General features: G+C 70.8%; 16 protein-coding genes. 11 read left to right on the plus strand and 5 right to left on the minus strand.

Annotated features, from left to right (window positions below; genetic code table 11):
• From bcsZ to HWX22_RS25505, 8 genes are all read left to right on the plus strand, one after another.
• Positions 1-1,221, plus strand: a complete 1,221-nt coding sequence (bcsZ, locus tag HWX22_RS25470; RefSeq protein ID WP_175916637.1) for a cellulose synthase complex periplasmic endoglucanase BcsZ — start codon at positions 1-3, stop codon at positions 1,219-1,221.
• Entirely contained in the window at positions 1,206-5,129 is a 3,924-nt protein-coding gene (locus HWX22_RS25475; protein WP_175916638.1) for a cellulose synthase subunit BcsC-related outer membrane protein, read from the plus strand. Before bcsZ ends, HWX22_RS25475 begins: the two co-directional genes overlap by 16 nt.
• A gap of 294 nt (positions 5,130-5,423) precedes the next feature.
• Positions 5,424-7,379, plus strand: a complete 1,956-nt coding sequence (gene bcsE, locus HWX22_RS25480; protein ID WP_175916639.1) for a cellulose biosynthesis protein BcsE — start codon at positions 5,424-5,426, stop codon at positions 7,377-7,379.
• Positions 7,376-7,585: a hypothetical protein gene (locus HWX22_RS25485; protein WP_175916640.1), complete on the plus strand. Its 210-nt coding sequence runs from the start codon at positions 7,376-7,378 to the stop codon at positions 7,583-7,585. The genes bcsE and HWX22_RS25485 overlap by 4 nt, the downstream gene beginning before the upstream one ends.
• The gene (gene bcsQ / locus HWX22_RS25490) at positions 7,582-8,370 is read left to right on the plus strand and encodes a cellulose biosynthesis protein BcsQ (RefSeq protein ID WP_175916641.1); all 789 of its coding nucleotides are present in this window, start codon (positions 7,582-7,584) and stop codon (positions 8,368-8,370) included. Before HWX22_RS25485 ends, bcsQ begins: the two co-directional genes overlap by 4 nt.
• Positions 8,367-10,904, plus strand: a complete 2,538-nt coding sequence (gene bcsA / locus HWX22_RS25495; RefSeq protein ID WP_175916642.1) for a UDP-forming cellulose synthase catalytic subunit — start codon at positions 8,367-8,369, stop codon at positions 10,902-10,904. The genes bcsQ and bcsA overlap by 4 nt, the downstream gene beginning before the upstream one ends.
• A 27-nt stretch (positions 10,905-10,931) precedes the next feature.
• A complete protein-coding gene (bcsG, locus tag HWX22_RS25500; protein ID WP_175916643.1) occupies positions 10,932-12,485 on the plus strand; it encodes a cellulose biosynthesis protein BcsG in 1,554 nt (517 codons plus the stop codon).
• Positions 12,467-12,661: a hypothetical protein gene (locus tag HWX22_RS25505; protein ID WP_059691215.1), complete on the plus strand. Its 195-nt coding sequence runs from the start codon at positions 12,467-12,469 to the stop codon at positions 12,659-12,661. Before bcsG ends, HWX22_RS25505 begins: the two co-directional genes overlap by 19 nt.
• A 61-nt stretch (positions 12,662-12,722) precedes the next feature.
• Here the strand turns inward: HWX22_RS25505 and HWX22_RS25510 are convergent, their stop codons facing one another.
• The 4 genes from HWX22_RS25510 to HWX22_RS25525 all read right to left on the minus strand — a co-directional run bounded on the left by HWX22_RS25510 (position 12,723) and on the right by HWX22_RS25525 (position 15,937).
• Positions 12,723-13,607 carry a pirin family protein gene (locus HWX22_RS25510; RefSeq protein ID WP_175911696.1) on the minus strand — a complete coding sequence of 295 codons (885 nt, stop codon included), beginning with the start codon at positions 13,605-13,607 and terminating at the stop codon, positions 12,723-12,725.
• A gap of 24 nt (positions 13,608-13,631) precedes the next feature.
• Positions 13,632-14,024, minus strand: coding sequence for an OsmC family protein (locus HWX22_RS25515; RefSeq protein ID WP_175916644.1), 393 nt, complete (start codon positions 14,022-14,024; stop codon positions 13,632-13,634).
• Between the two features lie 61 nt (positions 14,025-14,085).
• Positions 14,086-15,666, minus strand: a complete 1,581-nt coding sequence (locus HWX22_RS25520) for a sodium:proton antiporter (protein ID WP_175916645.1) — start codon at positions 15,664-15,666, stop codon at positions 14,086-14,088.
• 10 nt (positions 15,667-15,676) lie between these two features.
• Complete coding sequence (locus HWX22_RS25525) at positions 15,677-15,937, minus strand: DUF1427 family protein (protein ID WP_059523312.1); 261 nt, start codon at positions 15,935-15,937, stop codon at positions 15,677-15,679.
• A 283-nt stretch (positions 15,938-16,220) separates the two neighbouring features.
• Between HWX22_RS25525 and HWX22_RS25530 the strand changes: the two genes are divergently transcribed.
• Complete coding sequence (locus tag HWX22_RS25530; RefSeq protein WP_059523309.1) at positions 16,221-16,907, plus strand: hydrolase; 687 nt, start codon at positions 16,221-16,223, stop codon at positions 16,905-16,907.
• 18 nt (positions 16,908-16,925) lie between these two features.
• Here HWX22_RS25530 and HWX22_RS25535 read toward each other — a convergent pair whose 3' ends face one another.
• The gene (locus tag HWX22_RS25535; protein WP_059815451.1) at positions 16,926-17,849 is read right to left on the minus strand and encodes a LysR family transcriptional regulator; all 924 of its coding nucleotides are present in this window, start codon (positions 17,847-17,849) and stop codon (positions 16,926-16,928) included.
• A gap of 113 nt (positions 17,850-17,962) precedes the next feature.
• On the opposite strand from HWX22_RS25535, the gene HWX22_RS25540 reads away from it, so the two are divergent.
• Both HWX22_RS25540 and HWX22_RS25545 read left to right on the plus strand, forming a co-directional pair.
• Positions 17,963-18,130 (plus strand): DUF1427 family protein, encoded by a 168-nt coding sequence (locus tag HWX22_RS25540; protein ID WP_059691222.1) that lies wholly within the window; start codon positions 17,963-17,965, stop codon positions 18,128-18,130.
• Positions 18,131-18,149: 19 nt separating this feature from the next.
• Positions 18,150-18,532, plus strand: a 383-nt coding sequence (locus HWX22_RS25545; protein WP_175911690.1) for an amidohydrolase family protein, incomplete at its 3' end; no start/stop codon positions are given.

Consider the following 18,532-nt stretch of genomic DNA (forward strand, 5'->3'; position numbering starts at 1 on the left):
ATGGCGTGGGCATTCGCAAGGCGACGGGCAACGCAGCCGGCGCGGCGGGTCGGCACGACGCTCGTGCTGGCCGTCGCGGCCGTGTGCGCGGTGGCCGGCGCCGCCGGGGGCGCGCAGGCCGCGCAAGGCGGCGCGGCCGACGTGCGGTGCGGCGCGGCGTGGCCGCGCTGGGACGCGTTCAAGCGCGATTTCGTGTCGGCCGACGGCCGGGTGATCGACGTCGGCTCGACGGATTCGCGCACGGTATCGGAGGGGCAGGCGTATGGACTGTTCTTCGCGCTCGTCGCGAACGACCGGCACACGTTCGACACGATCCTCGCATGGACCGAGAACAACCTCGCGCAGGGCGACCTGAGCGCCCGTCTGCCGGCGTGGCTGTGGGGCCGCGCGCCGGACGGCGCGTGGCGCGTGCTCGACGCGAACGCGGCGTCCGATGCCGACCTGTGGATCGCGTACACGCTCGTCGAAGCCGGACGGCTGTGGCGCGAGCGCAGCTACACGGCGCGCGGCGCGCTGCTCGCGAAGCGCGTGCTCGACGACGAGACGGCCAGCGTGCCGGGCCTCGGCCTCACGCTGCTGCCCGGACCGACCGGATTCAAGCTGGCCGACGGTCGATGGCGCGTGAACCCGAGCTATTCGCCGCCGCAGGTGATCCGCGGGCTCGCCGCGCGCCTGCCGGACGATCGCCGCTGGGCCGCGCTCGCGGCCAGCACCGGCCGCGTGCTGCTCGACACCGCGCCCAAGGGCTTTGCGCCGGACTGGGCGTTGTATCGCGCCGGCGCCGGCTTCGCGCCGGATCCGCAAACCCACGCGGAAAGCGCGTACAACGCGATACGCGTGTATTTGTGGGCCGGCATGCTCGATCGCGCCGATCCGCTCGCCGCGCCGCTGCTCGCGCGCTTCGCGCCGTTCGCCGATTACATCGCCGCGCATGGCGCGCCGCCGGAGAAGGTCGATACGACGACCGGCGTCGCGGGGCCGAACGACGGCAACGGCGGCTTCTCGGCGGCGGCCGTGCCGTTCCTCGACGCGCGCGGCCAGCATGCGCTCGCCGATGCGCAGGCGGCCCGTGTCGACGCGCTCGCGCGCCAGTCGGCGCCCGGTTATTACACGAGCGTGCTGACGCTGTTCGGCCTCGGCTGGCGCGAGGGCCGTTACCGGTTCGGCGCGGACGGGTCGCTCGATGCGCGCTGGGAGGGCCGTTCATGCGCGGCCCGATGAAGCACGGCGCGCGGCGTGTCGCGGGGCTTGCGTGGCTCGCGTCGTCGGTCTCCGCGGCGGCGCCGGCCACGGTCGCCGTCGCGGCGACGAAACCCGTCGCGCCGAATGCCGTGTCGGCGCCGGCCTCGGCCACGTCGCCCGAGGCGCGGCGTCAGCTCGCGACCGCCCGCATGTGGGGCGCCAAGCATCGCGACGACCTCGCGCGCGACGCCCTGCGCAAAGGGCTCCTGATCGCGCCGGACGATCCCGAACTGCTCGCGGAACAGGTGCGCGTGCTGCTGCGGCTCGGCGACGCGCAAGGCGCGCAGGCCACGCTGGCGCGCCTGCAGGCGCGCGCGCCCGCGGCGCCCGACACGCGCCGCGCGGCCGACGAATACCGCGTCGCGACGAGCGGCCGCGGCGAGATGGCGCAGATCCGGCTGCTTGCGCGCAGCGGCCGCGCCGACGAGGCGGCTCGCCGGATCGTCGCGCTGTTTCCGAACGGCGCGCCGTCCGGTGCGCTGGGCGCCGAGTATTACCAGATCGTCGCGAACGCGCCGGGCGGCCGCGAACCGGCGGTCGCCGCGCTGCGCCGCGCGGTCGCGGCCGACCCGCAGGATTCGAACGCGGCGCTGGCGCTCGCGCGGCTCCTGAACCAGCGCGACGACACGCGTGCGGAGGCGAACCGCATCGCGTGGTCGCTCGCGAAGCGGCCCGACGCCGACCATACGGAAGCGATGACCGTGTGGCGGCGCGTGCTGCAGTCCGCCGGCACCGATCCCGCCTATCTCGACGCATTGCGTGCCTATCTCGCGCTCGTGCCGGACGACACCGAATTCCGCGATCGCGCCGCCGCACTCGAGCGGCAGCGCGACGCGCAGCGGCTGCTCGAGCGCGATCCGGGCTACATCGCGCAACAGCGCGGCTTGCAGGCGCTCGCGCGCGGCGACCTGAGCGGCGCCGATCCGCTGCTCGCGCGCGCCGCGCAGGCGCGCGCGGGTGATGCCGATGCGGTCGGCGGGCTCGGCCTGCTGCGCCTGCGCGAAGGCCGGCACGACGAAGCGCGCGCGCTGTTCACGCGTGCCGCAGCGCTGTCGACCGACCAGCGCAGCAAGTGGCAGAGCCTCGCGCGCACAGCGCAGTTCTGGGGGGTGATCGCGCAGGGGCGCGCAGCGGCGTCGGCCGGACGGCCGCAGGATGCCGAGCGCGCGGCGCGCGCCGCGCTCGCGATGCAGCCCGACAGCCCGGACGCGAAGCTTCAGCTTGCCGATGCGCTGCTCGCGCAGCGCGACTGGGCGCGCGCGGAGCCGTTGTTGCGCGAACTGCTCGCCGCACGTTCGCCGAACCTGTCGGCGGTGCGCGGCACCGCGACGCTGTACGAGAACACCGGCCGCGCGGATCGCATCGGCCCGCTGCTCGACGCGCTGCAGAGCCGCGTGACGGGCCGCGACGATCGCCACGCGCTCGACGGGCTGCGCGCCGACCTGCTCGCGAGCGAGGCGCGCGCGCTGGCGGACAAGGGCGAACGCGGGCCGGCCGCACAACGCTACGAAGCGGCGGTGCGCGCGGCGCCCGATGCGCCGTGGACGCGCTTCGCGCTTGCGCGGCTGTATCGCGACATGGGGCTGCCGCAGCTCGGCCGCACGGTGATGGACGACGGGCTCGCGCAAAGCGACACGCCCGAGATGCGCTATGCGGCCGCGCTGTATCGCAACTCGCTCGACGACATCGCGGGCGCGCAGGCCGCGCTCGCGGGCGTCGACGATGCGCGACGCTCGGACGGCATGCGTGCGCTCGCACGCAAGCTCGACGCGGAAGGTTCGCTGGCAGGCGCGCGCGGCGCACTCGGCCGTGGCGATCGTGCGGCCTTCGCCGCGTCGCTCGCCCATGCGCAGGCCAGCGCGCCGGACGATCCCGACATGCTGGCCGCGGTCGGCGCGCAGTGGATCGACGCGGGCGAACCCGAGCGCGGCCTCGCGCCGTTGCGCGACTGGATCGCCGCGCATCCGCGCGAGGCCGATCCCGACGTGCGGCTGCGCTACGGCGACCTGCTCGGCAGCGCGGGGCGCGACGACGCCCTCGCCGCGTGGCTCGACACGCTGCGTCGCGAGCCGGCGCTGACGCCGGCACAGACCGCGCGGATCGAGGACCAGTCGCTGCGGCTCGTGCTGCGGCAGACGGACGACGCGATCGCGCAACGGGACTATGCGCGCGCCCGCACGCTGCTCGATCGGGCGAGCCCGGCCGGCCGCGCGGACAAGCGCTACGCACTCGAACTGGCCGACCTCGAACGCGCGCAGGGCCGTTACGACGCGGCACGCGACGCGCTCGCGCCGGTCGTCGCGCGCACGCCGGACGATGCCGATACGCAGCTCGCGCTCGCGCGCATCGACGAGGACAGCGGCCACCGCGCGGCCGCGCTCGCACGCGTGCAGGCCGTGCTCGCGCGCACGCCGGACGACGACGTCGATACGCGGCTGTCGGTCGTGCGCCGGCTGAACGCGCTGCGCCGCCCGGACGAAGCCGCGCAGGTGATCGACCCGCTGCAGGCCGCGTACCCCGCGCGTGCCGACGTGACGGTCGCGGCGGGGCGCGTGGCCGAGGCGCAGGGCCGCTACGACGATGCCGCATCGCTGTACCGGCTGTCGCTGTCGCAGGAGCGCACGAGCGGCGTGAGCCCTGGCCGCGACGGTCGCACGCCCGCGCAGGCCGCGTTCGCGGATCTTGCGCAGCGGCGCGATCCCGAGATCGAGATCGGCTGGCTGCCCGCGTACAAATCGGGCGACGAAGGGATTTCCGCGTACCGCGCGCAGCAGGTGCCGATCTACGTGCAGATGCCGGTGCGCTACGACGGGCATGCGTTCCTTCAGCTCGACACCGTGCATCTGGATGCCGGCACGCTCGATACGAGCGACCCGAACGCGTATTCGCTGAAGACGTTCGGGACCTACGCGGCGCTCAACGCGCCGATCGGGCTGCCCGCGCCGTTCGTCGCGAATCCCGCGGCCGCCGCGTTGATCGCGCATCCGCCGGGCGACCTGCATCAGCCGATGACGGGCGTCGCGCTCGGCGCCGGCTATCGCACGGACGCATGGCGCGTCGATCTCGGCACGTCGCCGCTCGGCTTTCCGGTGCATTACCTGGTCGGCGGCGTACGCTACCGCTTCGACGCGGGGCCGGCGAGCTTCACCGTGAACGCGTCGCGCCGGCCGGAGACGAGCAGCGTGCTGTCGTATGCGGGGATGCGCGATCCGTGGACCGGGGCCGTATGGGGCGGCGTGCGTCGCGATGGCGTGAACCTGCGCGCGGCGGTCGACGTCGGGCGCGTGAACCTGTTCGCCGAACTCGGCGCGGGCGTGCTGTCCGGCCGCAACGTCGAGCGCAACGCGGAAGTCACGCTGCGCTCCGGCTTCACGGTGCCCGTGTACGAACGCGCGACGATGAAGGTGAGCACGGGGCTCGTCGGCAATGCGTGGCACTACGCGCAGAACCTGCGTTACTACACGTACGGGCAGGGCGGTTACTACAGCCCGCAGCGCTACCTGTCGCTCGGCGTGCCGATCGAGTGGGCCGGGCGGCGCGACGCGCTGTCGTGGGACCTGACGGTCACGGCCGGGATCTCGAACAGCTACGAAAAGGATTCGCTTTTCTACCCGACCTTCGCGAACCAGCGCGCCGCGCAGGAGGCGGCGGGGCTCGTCTACGCGGGCAGTTCGACGCGCGGCGTGTCGTTCTCGTACGGCGTGAACGGCATCGTCGAATATCGCGTGAATCCGCACCTGAGTGTCGGCGCGCAACTGCACATCGACCGGTCGCACGACTATGCGCCGAGTTCGGCGCTCGTGTACCTGCGCTATGCGTTCGACGCACGCGCGGAGCGCAGCTGGCTCGTCACGCCGACGCCGGTGCGGCTTTATTCGGATTACTAGGGTCTGCTTGCATATGGAACGTACATGCGAATGCCCGAAATCGCTCGTAGGGCAAGAAGTGAGGAGCGCCGTTTGGCCGAGCCAAACAAGAGACGAGCGACGCTGCCATGCGGGCGATTTCGGGCGTTCCCCTGGAATGGTTTTTTGGTTTGGGGTTGCCACGAGAACGGCCGCTCGCCGCGTTGTGCTCCTTGCGAATACGGCCGGTATTCGCGGCGTCCCACGCCTCGCGAGCGGCCGTTCTCGTGGCAACGCATGTGCGTTCCATATGCAAGCAGACCCTAGGGGAAGCGCGTGAATACGGAAATCGATGCAACCCGTCCCGCGCTGGGCGCCGCCGGCCTGCTGGGCCGCCTGCGCGCGCTGCTGCGCACCGGGCCGGCCGGTGGCCGCGCCGGCCCGCTGAGCCGGCTCGCGATCGACGGCCTGCCCGATACGTGGACGCAGCTGGAAGCGGGCGGCCTGTACGCGATCTATGCCGCTGCCGGCACGCCGGCGTGCGACGCGCTGGTGTGGGAAAGCGCGCGGCAGTCGCGCACGCGCGACGTGACGGTCGTGCTGTCGCGCGACGCGGCGCGCGTCGCCGCGCAGATGGCGTCGCGCGGTTTCGCGGGCGGCGCGCAGCCGGCCGGCTGGCCGCGCAACCTGAACGTGCTGGCGATGCCGCCCGCGCACGAGCCGGCCGACGGCGATGCCGCGCGCGACCCCGCTGCGCCGCGCCGTGCGGCGCCCGGTCCGTTCGCACGGCTCACGGGTGGCTTGCGCGCGATGAAGCGCTACGGCTTTCGCGCGCGCTCGCTGTATTTCATCGAAGGCGCGCAGCGCTGGTTCAGCTGGGACGATCCGGCGGCACTCGCGGAAGAGGCACACGCGCTCGCCGACTGGTGCCGCACGCACCGGATCGCGCTGGTGCTGCTGGTCGATCCGGAGATCGTGCGCACCGGCGCCGACCTCGATACCGACGATCCGCCGCTCGTGCGCGATGCGAATCGCGCGCCGCGCAGCGGCTTTCACGGGGTGTGCTCGGGCGTCGCGCAGCTGCAGCGCACGCACGGCGAGCTGCTGTGGGTCGTCGATTTCTGGCGTGCCGGCGACACGCTCGCGGCCGGTGAAGTGCGGCCGCTGCGGTTCGCGCCGAGCGGCCGGCTCGCCGCGATCGTCGACGGCGCCGCTGCCGAGCCGTCGCGCCGGATGAAGCTCGCGACCGACGAGGACCGTGTCGTCGTCAGCCGCGCGGTGCTCGACGAAACGAGCCGCGTACCCGCCGGCTGGGAAATCGTCGACGACAACGCGGCGGTCGTCGCCGCCTGTGCGCATGCGCAGGCCGCGACCGCGGTTCTGGCGTTCCGCACGCACGCGCAGCTCGAGGCGCTGTGCGCGGCCGTTCACACGCTGCGCCGGCAATCCGGCGGCGCACTGAAGATCGCCGTCGTTGAGCGCGGCGAGGTGCTGCGCCAGCAGTTCGAGATGCTCGTGCTGAGCGTCGGCGCGAATCGCGTCGTCGCGCGCGACTTGCCGGTGTCGCGGATGCACGCGGCCGTGAACGCGCTGCGCGGGCAGCTCTATGCGCGGCCCGTCGCGGCCGATTATCGTGCGGCGCTCGCGGCCGCGCTCGGCGATTCGGTGCTGGGCTACCTGCCGGTCGGCGCCTTCTGTCTGCGAATTCGCGCGGTGCTCGATCGCGGCGCCGTGCTCGCGTTGCCGCATACGCTCGCGAAGATCGCGCTGCTGCCCGGCGTGTCGCACGTCGATGCGCTCCGGCACTGCCGGCCGCGCCGCGCGGGCGACGTCGTGACCGCAGATGCCGGACACCTGTACGTGTTTCTGTTCGCGTGCGAGCCGGCCGATGCCGATGACGCGCTGACGCGGATCTTCGACGTGCCGGTCGACACGCTGTCCGATCGCGTCGTGTGTCTCGGACAGGGCAGCATCGACACCGAGCTCGATGCGCTGAAGACCGAGAACCGGCGCGCGCCGATTGCCGACTACAGCGACTTGTTCGCGACGGCGAAGCCGGCCGGCGCGGCGCGCGCGCCGATCGAACGCGCGGAGGAAGTCGCGACGCTCGCCGAACCGGACGCCGACGTCGCCGCGGCCGGGACGGTCGACGCGCATGCCGATGCGACGCCGCATGCCGACGACGCAACGCCGGCCGCCGATGCGCCGCCACCATCCGCGGAATTTCCCGTCGCGCGCACGCGCGGCGCCATCCGCAGCGCGATGCCGCTGCGCAAGCCGGAGGGCGCATGATCGCCGAACTCGTCATCGGATTCGTCGTCGGCATCGCGATCGCGGTGCCGGTGTGGATCGTCGCGCAGCACCTGGGCCTTGGCCGCGGTTTTCATGCGCCGCGAGGGTTGCACCGGCGCGACGCGGTGCCGTGCGAACTCGTGCCGGTCGCGCTGCGCGGGCGCCTGCTGCCCGAAGCCGGCCGTACCGACGAGGCCGCGTCATGAAAACGATCGCCGTCACGTCGACGACCGGCGGCGCGGGCCGCACGACGCTCGCCGGCGCGCTCGCGGTGCTGCTCGCGCGCCGCGGCCGGCCGGTCGTCGCGGTCGAGTTCGACGCGCAGAACCTGATGGGCGCGACGCTCGGTCTCGACACGCTGGCCGAGCACGGGCTCGCGCACAGCCTGCGCGGTGACGCCGGCGACGCCGCGCCATGGCACGCGCATACGTGGCGCAATGCCGACGGCGTGCTGTTCGTGCCGTATGGCCAGGTCGACGCAGCGGGCGCCGCCGCCTGCGATGCGCGGCTCGCGGCCGATCCGGCCTGGCTGTCGCGCGCGCTCGACGAGATCGCGCTGCCGGCCGACGGCGTCGTGCTGATCGACACCGCGCGCTATCCGTCGCCGCAGGCCGAGCAGGCGATTCGTCGCGCCGACCTGACGCTCGTCGTCGTGCCGCCCGAACCGGCCGCGTGCGCGACGGTCGCCGCGCGCCTCGACGCGCTGCGGGCCGGCGGCGGCGACCTGCAGATTGTCGTGAACCGGCTGAACCCGGCGCGCGACATGCAGCGCGATGCGCTCGCGATGCTGCGCGCGGTCGCGGGGCCGGCGTCGATGCTCGAACAGCGGATTCACGTCGATGCGGCCGTGCCCGAGACGCTCGCGCGCGGCACCTGGATCTTCGACGACGCGCCGTATTCGCAGGCGTCGCACGACCTGAACGGCGTCGCGAACTGGGTCGACGCGTGGCTCGCGGCGGCCGCGGCCGGCCGCACGGGAGCGCGGCGATGAAGGCCGCGTTCGCGTCGCGCTGGCGTGCCGCGGCCCGGCGCGCGATCGACTGGTGCGCGCGCGGGATCGGGTTGCCGGCCCAGCGCACGCTGCTCGACTGGCTCGTGCGGCTGTTCTTCCATGCACCGCCGCCCGGCCGGCCCGATCCCGTGCGCCGCCGGGCACGCGCTGCCTTCCTGTGGCTCGCGCAGGAGTGGGGCGTGCTGCAGCCGCTGAGCCTGCGCGAATGGTTGTGGCGCGCGATCGTGCGCGCGCCGCGCGCGGCCGACGAGCGGCCCGCGCGCGATCCGCTCGCATGGTTCGACACGTTCGTCGTGCCGGTCTACGTCGCGGCGCGCGCGCTCGGCGCCCGCCTCGACGCGCTGCTCGGGCGCCTGCCGTGGGCGCGCTGGGGCGGCTGGCTCGACGCGCGCGCGCACGGCGTCGGCCGGCACCGCTGGCTCGCGCCGCTGCTGCTGATCGCCGGTGCGCTGATGTGGGCCGCGGCCGGGATGTCGCCGCTGATGCCCGGCGCGCAGTTCGCGTTCTTCGCGATCGTCGCGGTGCTGGCGCTGGCGCTGCGCCGCCTGCCGGGCCATCTGCCGACGCTCGCGCTCGCGTCGCTCGCGCTGCTCGCCACGGTCCGCTACGTGTGGTGGCGCACGACCCAGACGCTCGATTTCCGCAGCCCCGTCGAGGCGTTCGCCGGCTACCTGCTGTACGGTGCCGAAGCCTACACGTGGATGATCCTGCTGCTCGGCTTCATACAGACCGCTTGGCCGCTCGACCGGCCGATCGTGCCGTTGCCCGACGATCCCGACAGCTGGCCGAGCGTCGACATCTATATCCCGACCTACAACGAGCCGCTGTCGGTCGTGAAGCCGACCGTGTTCGCGTCGCAGAGCATCGACTGGCCGACGGCCAAGCTGCGCGTGTACCTGCTCGACGACGGCCGCCGCCCCGAGTTCGAGGCGTTCGCGCGGGAAGCGGGGATCGGCTACCTGACGCGCGACGACAATCGCCACGCGAAGGCCGGCAACATCAACCGCGCGCTGCCGAAGACGCACGGCGAATACATCGCGATCTTCGACTGCGATCACGTGCCGACGCGCTCGTTCCTGCAGACGACGATGGGCGTGTTCCTGCGCGACCCGAAATGCGCGCTGGTGCAGACGCCGCACCATTTCTTCTCGCCCGATCCGTTCGAGCGCAACCTCGGCACGTTCCGCGAGATCCCGAACGAGGGCAACCTGTTCTACGGGCTCGTGCAGTCGGGCAACGACCTGTGGAACGCGACGTTCTTCTGCGGATCGTGCGCGGTGCTCAAGCGCAGCGCGCTGGAGGAGGTGGGCGGCGTCGCCGTCGAGACCGTGACCGAGGACGCGCACACCGCGCTCAAGCTGCATCGCCGCGGCTACACGTCGGCCTACCTGCCGACCGTGCAGGCGGCCGGCCTCGCGACCGAGAGCCTCGCGGGCCACGTGAAGCAGCGCACGCGCTGGGCGCGCGGGATGGCGCAGATCTTCCGGATCGACAATCCGTTCCTCGGGCGCGGGCTCGGCTTCATCCAGCGGATCTGCTACGGCAATGCGATGCTGCATTTCTTCTACGGGATCCCGCGGCTCGTGTTCCTGACGATTCCGCTCGCCTACCTGTTCTTCCACCTGTACTTCATCAATGCGTCGTCGATCGCGCTCGCGAGCTACGTGATCCCGTACCTGGTGCTCGCGAACGTCGCGAACTCGCGGATGCAGGGGCGCTATCGCCACTCGTTCTGGGCCGAGGTCTATGAATCGGTGCTCGCGTGGTACATCGCGCTGCCGACCACCGTCGCGTTCTTCAGCCCGAAGCACGGCAAGTTCAACGTGACCGACAAGGGCGGCAAGATCGACGAAGGCTACGTCGACTGGTCGACGTCGAAGCCGTACCTCGTGCTGTTCGCGCTGAACGTGCTCGCGATCGCGGCCGGCGTGTGGCGGCTCGCGGCCGATCAGGGCGACGAGGCGTCGACGATCCTGATCACGCTCGGCTGGACCGTCTACAACCTTGCGATGCTCGGCGCCGCGCTGGCCGTCGCGCGCGAGACCAAACAGGTGCGCGTCACGCACCGGATCGCGATGCGCGTGCCGGCGACGCTGCTGCTCGCCGACGGGTCGACGGCCGCTTGCTTCACCAGCGACTACTCGACCGGCGGCCTCGGCCTCGAAGCGGTGCCGGGGCTGCCGCTCGCGGTCGGCGACACGCTGACGGTGTGCGTGACGCGTGGCGACCGGCCGTTCCCGTTCCCGGTGCGCGTGAGTCGCGTGACGCCGACGCACGTCGGCGTGAGCTTCGAGGCGCTGACGCTCGAGCAGGAGCGCCAGCTCGTGCAGTGCACGTTCGGCCGCGCGGACGCGTGGCTCGACTGGCACGCCAGCGCGCGCGCGGACACGCCGCTGCGCGGGCTGAAGGAAGTGCTGCGCGTGGGCCTGGATGGTTACGTACGAATGTGGAAGGGCGCGGCGCGCGGCGTGCAGTCGATGCTGGCGCCGAAGCTCGATCGGGCGCGCGACTGACGCGGCGTCCATCACGGAGTGGTTTAAATGACGTTCTGGAATCTGTATTTCATCCTGAAGTTCGCGCTGTTCGCGACCGGCCACCTGCAGCCGCTGTGGCTCGCGAACCTCGCGTTCGCGCTGGCGCTTGCGGTGAGCGCGCCGATCCGGCGCCGCGCGTGGCGCATCGTGAGGCAGCTCGTCGCGATCGCGATCGCGGTGCCGCTCCTCGCGCGCGAAATGCATGCGCCGCCGCTCGCGCGCCTCGCCGAAGCCGCGCGCGAGGTCGGCACGTTCCGCCTCGATTACTGGATGGAGTTGCTGCCGCGCCTGTTGCCGCCCGTGCTGGTGCTGACGGTCGCGGGCGTGCTGATCGTCTATTTCGTCGTCAATCGCTGGGTGCGTGTCGCGACCTTCGTGCTCGCCGTGCTGATCGTGATGCTGCTGTGGCAGGCCGGCAACGGGCTGATGGCTCGCGTCGTCGCGCCGCTGCCGCAGCAGGCCGACGCGACGGGCGGGCGCGCCGGCCAGCCCGAGGATCACAACGCGGCGCTCGCGACGTTCCGCGCGCAGGAGTCGCAGCGCCAGGTCGCGTTCGGTCATCTCGGCAACGACCCGGCCGCGCAGTTCGACGTGATCGTGCTGCACGTCTGCTCGCTGTCGTGGGACGACCTCGATGCCGCGAAGGTGCGCAATCACCCGATGCTGAATCACTTCGACTACCTGTTCAACAACTTCAGCACGGCCGCGAGCTACAGCGGCCCGGCCGCGATCCGCGTGCTGCGCGCGAGCTGCGGGCAGGAAGCGCATGCGGACCTGTACAAACCGGCGCCGCAGCAGTGCCACCTGTTCTCGCAACTCGCGTCCGCCGGCTACAGGGTGCAGTCGCTGCTGAACCACGACGGCCACTTCGACAACTTCCTCCAGGTCATTCACGACAATATCGGCGTGCCCGACGCGCCGATGATCTCGAACGCCGCCGCCCCGGTCGCGATGCATGCGTTCGACGGCTCGGCGATCAAGGACGATTACGGCACGCTCGCGAGCTGGTACGCGCAGCGCGCGTCGGTGCCGGGCCCGGTCGCGCTGTACTACAACACGATCAGCCTGCACGACGGCAACCGCGTGGTGGGGAGTGGGCTGACCAGCATCGATTCGTATCCGCAGCGCGCGACCAAGCTGATGAACGACTTCGACCGGCTCGCCGACCTGATCGCGCAGTCGGGCCGGCGTGCGGTGATCGTGTTCGTGCCCGAGCACGGCGCCGCGCTGCGCGGCGACAAGAACCAGGTCGCGGGCCTGCGCGAGATTCCGACGCCGCGCATCGTCCACGGGCCGGTCGGCGTGCGGCTCGTCGGCTTCACCGGCAATCACGGCACGACGACGGTGATCGACCAGCCGACGAGCTTTCTCGCGCTCGCGCAGCTGCTGTCGAACCTCGTGTCGAACAGCCCGTTCAAGCCGGGCGCGACGCTTGCACAATATGCGGCCGACCTGCCGCGCACGCGGATGGTCGGCGAGAACGAAGGCACGGTGACGGTGCAGACGAGCGCCGGCTATGCGGTCAAGACCCCGGACGGCGTATGGATCGACGAACAGTAAACATCGGCGAAGGCGACGACGATCGCCTGTCGCAACCGAACGACGTGCTCGGCCTCGCGCGGCACTTGCCCGCGCTGGACCCGGCACGCTACGTCGACGAGCAGGCGCGGCGCGCGTTCGTCGAATCGCTGGACCGCTGGCCGGTGCTCGCGAAGCTGATGGGATTGAAGCGGTAAACGCAACGCGGCCGGCGTGAATGCCGGCCGCGTTGCATCGATGATGCCGACTACTGCCGGCTTACTGCGCGCGGCGCGCCGGCTGGCGCGTCCACTCGTTTTCCTCGCCCGGCACCTTGCCGAAGGTCTGCGCGGCCCACGCGTCGCGGGCCGCCTCGATCTTCGCGCGCTCGCTCGACACGAAATTCCATTCGATGAACCGCTCGCCCGGCAGGTGCGCACCGCCGAGCAGCATCACGCGCGCGCCGTTCCCGCTGGCGAGCGCGACGTTCGCGCCGGGTTCGAGCACGGCCATCGTCGCCGGTGCGAGCGGCGTGCCGTCGATCGTGAGGTCGCCGTCGACGAGATACACGCCGCGCTCGTCGTGTTCCGCATCGAGCGCGAGTTGCCCGCCCGCGGCGAATTCCGCATACGCATAGAGCGTCGGCGAGAACACGGCGACCGGCGACGTGAGCCCGAATGCGGTGCCTGCGATCACGCGCACGCTCGCGCCGTCGCGCGTGAACGACGGCAGCGTGTCGGCCGCGTGATGCACGAACGCGGGCGCGGTGTCCTCATGCTCGACCGGCAGCGCGACCCAGGTCTGGATCCCGTGCACGGGCTGTTCATGCGGGCGGTCCTCGTCGGGCGAGCGCTCCGAGTGGACGATGCCGCGCCCGGCCGTCATCCAGTTCACGTCGCCGGGCACGATCTTCTGCCGGAAGCCGAGGCTGTCGTGATGCATCAGCGTGCCGTCGAACAGGTAGGTGACGGTCGCGAGGCCGATGTGCGGATGCGGCAACACGTCGATCCCGCTGCCGGCCGGCAGCACGGCCGGCCCCATTTCGTCGAAGAAGATGAACGGCCCGACGAGGCGCGCGGCGCGCGCGGGCAGCACGCGGCGCACGACGAGGTTGCCGATGTCGCTCTCGCGCGGCGTAAGCAGGGTCTTGATCGATGCGGACATGGTGGGTTTCTCGGTGTCGGTGAGTCAGGCGATGGCCGTATCGATCGTGATCGGGTGCGTGAGGATCTTGTGCACCGGACACGCGTTCGCGATCTGCATCAGGCGCTCGCGCTGCTCGTCGCTCAGGTCGCCGTCGAGCGTGATGCGGCGCATGATCGTGCTGCCCGCGCTGCCCGATTCGTGCGCGAGCTTCACGTGCACTTCGGCGAGCGGCCAGCCCTTGCGTTGCGCGTACATCTTCAGCGTGATCGCGGTGCAGGCGCCGAGGCTCGACAGCAATAGCGCGACGGGCGTCGGTGCGGTATCGCCGCCGCCGAGCGACGCCGGTTCGTCGGCGCGCCACTGATGCACGCCGTCGGTGAAATGGACCAGGTAATCGACGGAGCCGATGCTCGCTTCGACGGACAGTTCGCTCATTGCAATTCCATGTGGGGAAAGGGGAGACGGGCCGGCCGGGCATGGCCGGGCAGGCGAGGCGTTACGGTTCGAGCAGGCGCTGCAGCCGCAGTTCCTCGAAATCCAGCTCGGATTCTATGCGGTGCAACACCGCATCGTCGACCCGGCCGTCGCGATGCAGGCCGAGCAGCGCGTCGCGCGACACGCCGACCAGTTCCAGCTCGACGCGCAGCATTCGCGCGCGCACGTCGGCCGGTTCGGCGCCGTCGCGGTGCGCACGTTCGTTGAACGCGACGCGGCTGCGGTATTCGGTCAGCAGCCGGTCGAGCGATGCGCGTTCGATGCCCGCGCCGCGCTGTTCGCGAGCATCGAGTTCGGCGAGCGCCGCGCCGAACGTGTAGGCGCGCACCGCATGCTCGGACATCGTGTGCCGCGCGGCCGGGCGCAGCTTCAGCACGCGGATCAGCGGCGCGAGCGTGCCGCCTTGCACGACCAGCGTCGCGATGATCAGCAGGAACGTGCTGAACAGGATCAGGTCGCGGCCGGGGAAGTCGTTCGGCAGCGCGATCGCGGCCGCGAGGCTCACGACGCCGCGCATGCCGGACCAGCCGAGCACGACGGCCTCGCGCCACGACCACGGCGCGTGGCCCGCGCGCGGGGCGCGCAGGCGGCCCGGCAGCCACATCGCGGCGAACACCCACACGACGCGCGCGGCGATCGCGGCGGCCGTCGCCGGCAGCGCGACGCGCAGGCCGGCCATCAGCACCGCGCCTTCGTGGTTCACGCGCGCGAGGATCGCGTGCAGCGCGAGGCCGATCAGGATGAACACGAGCGCGTCGAGCACGAACACGATCGCTTCCCAGGTCGCCTTCGCCTTGATCCGCATGTCGGCGTCGAACACGCGATGCTGGCGCACGCCGAGCACGAGGCCGCACGTCACGACCGACAGCACGCCCGAGCCGTGTACGGCTTCCGCGATCCCGTAGCTGCCCCACGCCATCGCGAAGGTCACGACGATGCCGAGCATCGGCTCGCGCAGGCGCTGCAGCACCCAGCACATCGCATGACCGCATGCGAGACCGACCGCGATGCCGATCAGCGTGAGCGAGAAGAACAGGCCGGTGGCGCTCGCGGTCGTGATCGTGACGGCGAGCGCGGCCGACACGGCCATTTGATACAGCAGCAGGCCCGACGCATCGTTGACGAGACTTTCGCCTTCGAGCACCGCGACGAGCCGGGCGGGCAGCGGATGGCGCTGCAGGATCGCCTTCGCGGCGACCGCGTCGGGCGGCGACACGATCGCGCCGAGCGTGAAGCACGCGGCCCACGGCAGCGCCGGATTGACCGCATGCACGGCGAGCGCGACCGCAATCGTGGTGAACGCCACCGCGCCGAGCGCGAGCGACGCGATCGACCCGAGCTCGTGCCGGAATTCCTTCCATGCCGTATAGAACCCGCTCGACATCAGCAGCGGCGGCAGCACGGCCGCAAGCAGCAGCGCCGGGTCCATGTCGGGCACGCGCTTGCCGGCGACGGCCACCACGCAGCCGCCGAGCAGCAGCACGACGGCCGGTGGAATCGAGATCCGCTCCGCGAGCCACGTGAGCGCGCCCGCGCCGCAGATCAACAGCAGCAGGTAATGAAACAGTTCGACGTTGTTCATGAGCCGTGCATCACGACGGCTTGCGGTCGTTCGCGGCGCCGCCCGGCAGCGTGCCGAACATGTGCTGGCTGCATTGTGCGTCGCGCCACGCGGTATTCAGCCGGTAGCCGGACAGCATCCGGCGCGCGAGCGGCAGGATCTGTTCGCCGGCCAGCATGCCGAGCAGGCCGAGGAGCGCGATGATCGGCGGTGCAGGCGAATTCACGCCGAGCGCGCCGTAGATGACGCCGGCGAGGATGCCTGCGAACAGCGACAGAAAATACGGTTTCATGATGAAAACCTCTCGTGATAGGCTGATCGGGGGCGAAGGGCGCGCCTTCAACGTGCTGGAAGCGTATCGGGTTTACGTGTGGAACAAAAGGGCGGATGGCCCTTTGAGAGCCCTCTCTTTCGGAATTCGATCGATTCCATTTCTTGGATGTTCGAGCCGCGACTTTTCCGATTAAATGGCTGCAACCGGAAGACGCCGTTCCGGGGTAACGCACAGTCGGCTCCTCCCGGTTTCCGGTCGAGGCAAGCCTCAAACGTTTCCTGTCCAAAGGATGATTCGCGCCATGAGCAACCCGAAGCTTGAAGTCCTCACCCCCCAGAACAGCCAATTGATCTTCATCGACCAGCAGCCGCAGATGGCGTTCGGCGTGCAGTCGATCGATCGCCAGACGTTGAAGAACAACGTCGTCGGGCTGGCCAAGGCCGCGAAGGCATTCAACATCCCGACCACGATCACGACCGTCGAAAGCGACAGCTTCTCGGGTTACACCTATCCCGAGCTGCTCGACGTGTTCCCGAACCAGAAGACGCTCGAACGCACGTCGATGAACTCGTGGGACGACCAGAAGGTGCGCGATGCGCTGGCCGCGAACGGTCGCAAGAAAGTCATCGTGTCGGGCCTGTGGACGGAAGTCTGCAATACGACGTTCGCGCTCAGCGCGATGCTCGAAGGCGATTACGAAATCTACATGGTGGCCGACGCGTCGGGCGGCACGTCGAAGGACGCGCACGACTTCGCGATGCAGCGGATGATCCAGGCCGGCGTCGTGCCCGTCACCTGGCAGCAGGTCGCGCTCGAGTGGCAGCGCGACTGGGCCCGCCGCGACACCTACGACGCCGTGATGGCGGTCGCGAAGGAACATTCGGGCGCGTACGGCATGGGCGTCGACTACGCGTACACGATGGTTCACAAGGCCGCGCAGCGCACCGCGACGCCGCACGAGTCGATTCCGGCCGTCCCGGCGAAGTAACGGGCACGGGCCACCCGTTCAGACGGGCGGCAGTGCCCACGGCGCGTGCGACAGATGTTCGACGAGGAACTCGAGCAGCGCCGTCACGCGCGCGGCACGCAGCATGCCGGGCGGCGTGACGAGATTGACGTTGATGTCGGCGATTTTCCAGTCGTGCATGACTTCCTCGAGCTCGCCGCTTTGCAGTGCGTCCCACACCAGGAACGTCGGCTGCAGCGCGAGACCGTGGCCTGCAAGAAGCGCGGGGCCGATGACGTCGGCGTTGTTGGTGCGGATGCGGCCGCGCACGGGGATGCCGATTTCGTCGTTCGACGCGGTGTGGCGAAAGCGCCAGTAGTCGGGTGTCGGGATGTTCGTGTAGGTCAGGCACACGTGCCGGTCGAGTTCGCTCGGATGGGTCGGCCGGCCATGCCGATCGAGATACGCAGGCGATGCGACGAGCGGCCGGCGCACCGCACACAGACGACGCGCCCGCAGCGAGGAATCGTTCAGCTCGGCGATCCGGATCGCGACGTCGAAGCCGCCCGACACGATGTCGACGAACTGGTCGGACAGCACGAGATCGATGTCGACGCGCGGGTAGCGTTCGAGAAACGCGGGCAGCACCGGCGCCAGGTGGTGTAGCCCGAACGACATCGGCGCGTTCACGCGCACGAGGCCGTGCGGTTCGAGCGCGTGCGCGGAGGCCTCGTCCTCGATCATCTCGGCGTCGGCGAGCAGGCGGATCGCGCGATCGCGCAGCAGTTCGCCGGTCGGCGTGAGCGACAGCTTGCGCGACGTGCGGTACAGCAGCATCGCGCCGAGGCGCTTTTCGAGGCGTGCGATCGCTTTCGACACGGTCGGTTGCGAGATGCCGAGCAGGTCGGCCGCCTTGGCGAACGAACCGGTCTCGGCGACGCGCGCGAAGATGGCCCAGGCTTCGAGATCGGGAAGATGTTGCATGGCTGGAGAGCGTGGCGGCGAAGTGAAGCGAACGAGGCGGAAACGGTTCGGGCTGCCGACGCACGGCGCCCGGGCGGCACTGCGGCACATTCTAATTCAGTCGGGAAGGGCGTATGGAATCGTATCTGGCTTCATTGGGCGCCGGCGTGTTGATCGGCGTCGTGTACAGCGTGATCAAGGTGCGCTCGCCCGCACCGCCGCTGATCGCGCTGGTCGGTCTGGCCGGCATGCTGATCGGCGTGGCGGCCGTCGCACCGGTCCGTCACTGGCTCGGTTTCTGATTGCATCGAGGACATATTGATGAGCACGACCGACAGCCAACCGGATCTGATCCTCCATAACGGAAGATTCACGACCCTCGACCGCACGAACCCCGTCGCGACTTCCGTCGCGATCAAGGATGGCCGCTTCGTCGCGGTCGGCCACGACGCGGACGTGATGCCGCTCGCGGGCCGCGCGACGAAGGTGGTCGACCTCGACGGCCGCGGCGTGCTGCCGGGCCTGATCGACAACCACTGCCACGTGATTCGTGGCGGCCTGAACTACAACATGGAGCTGCGCTGGGACGGCGTGCCTTCGCTCGCCGTCGCGATGGAGATGCTCAAGCGTCAGGTCGCGATCACGCCCGCGCCGCAGTGGGTGCGCGTGGTCGGCGGCTTCACCGAACATCAGTTCGTGGAGAA

It is taken from the genome of Burkholderia sp. BCC1638 (genome assembly GCF_902833195.1).
Lineage (GTDB): Bacteria > Pseudomonadota > Gammaproteobacteria > Burkholderiales > Burkholderiaceae > Burkholderia > Burkholderia diffusa.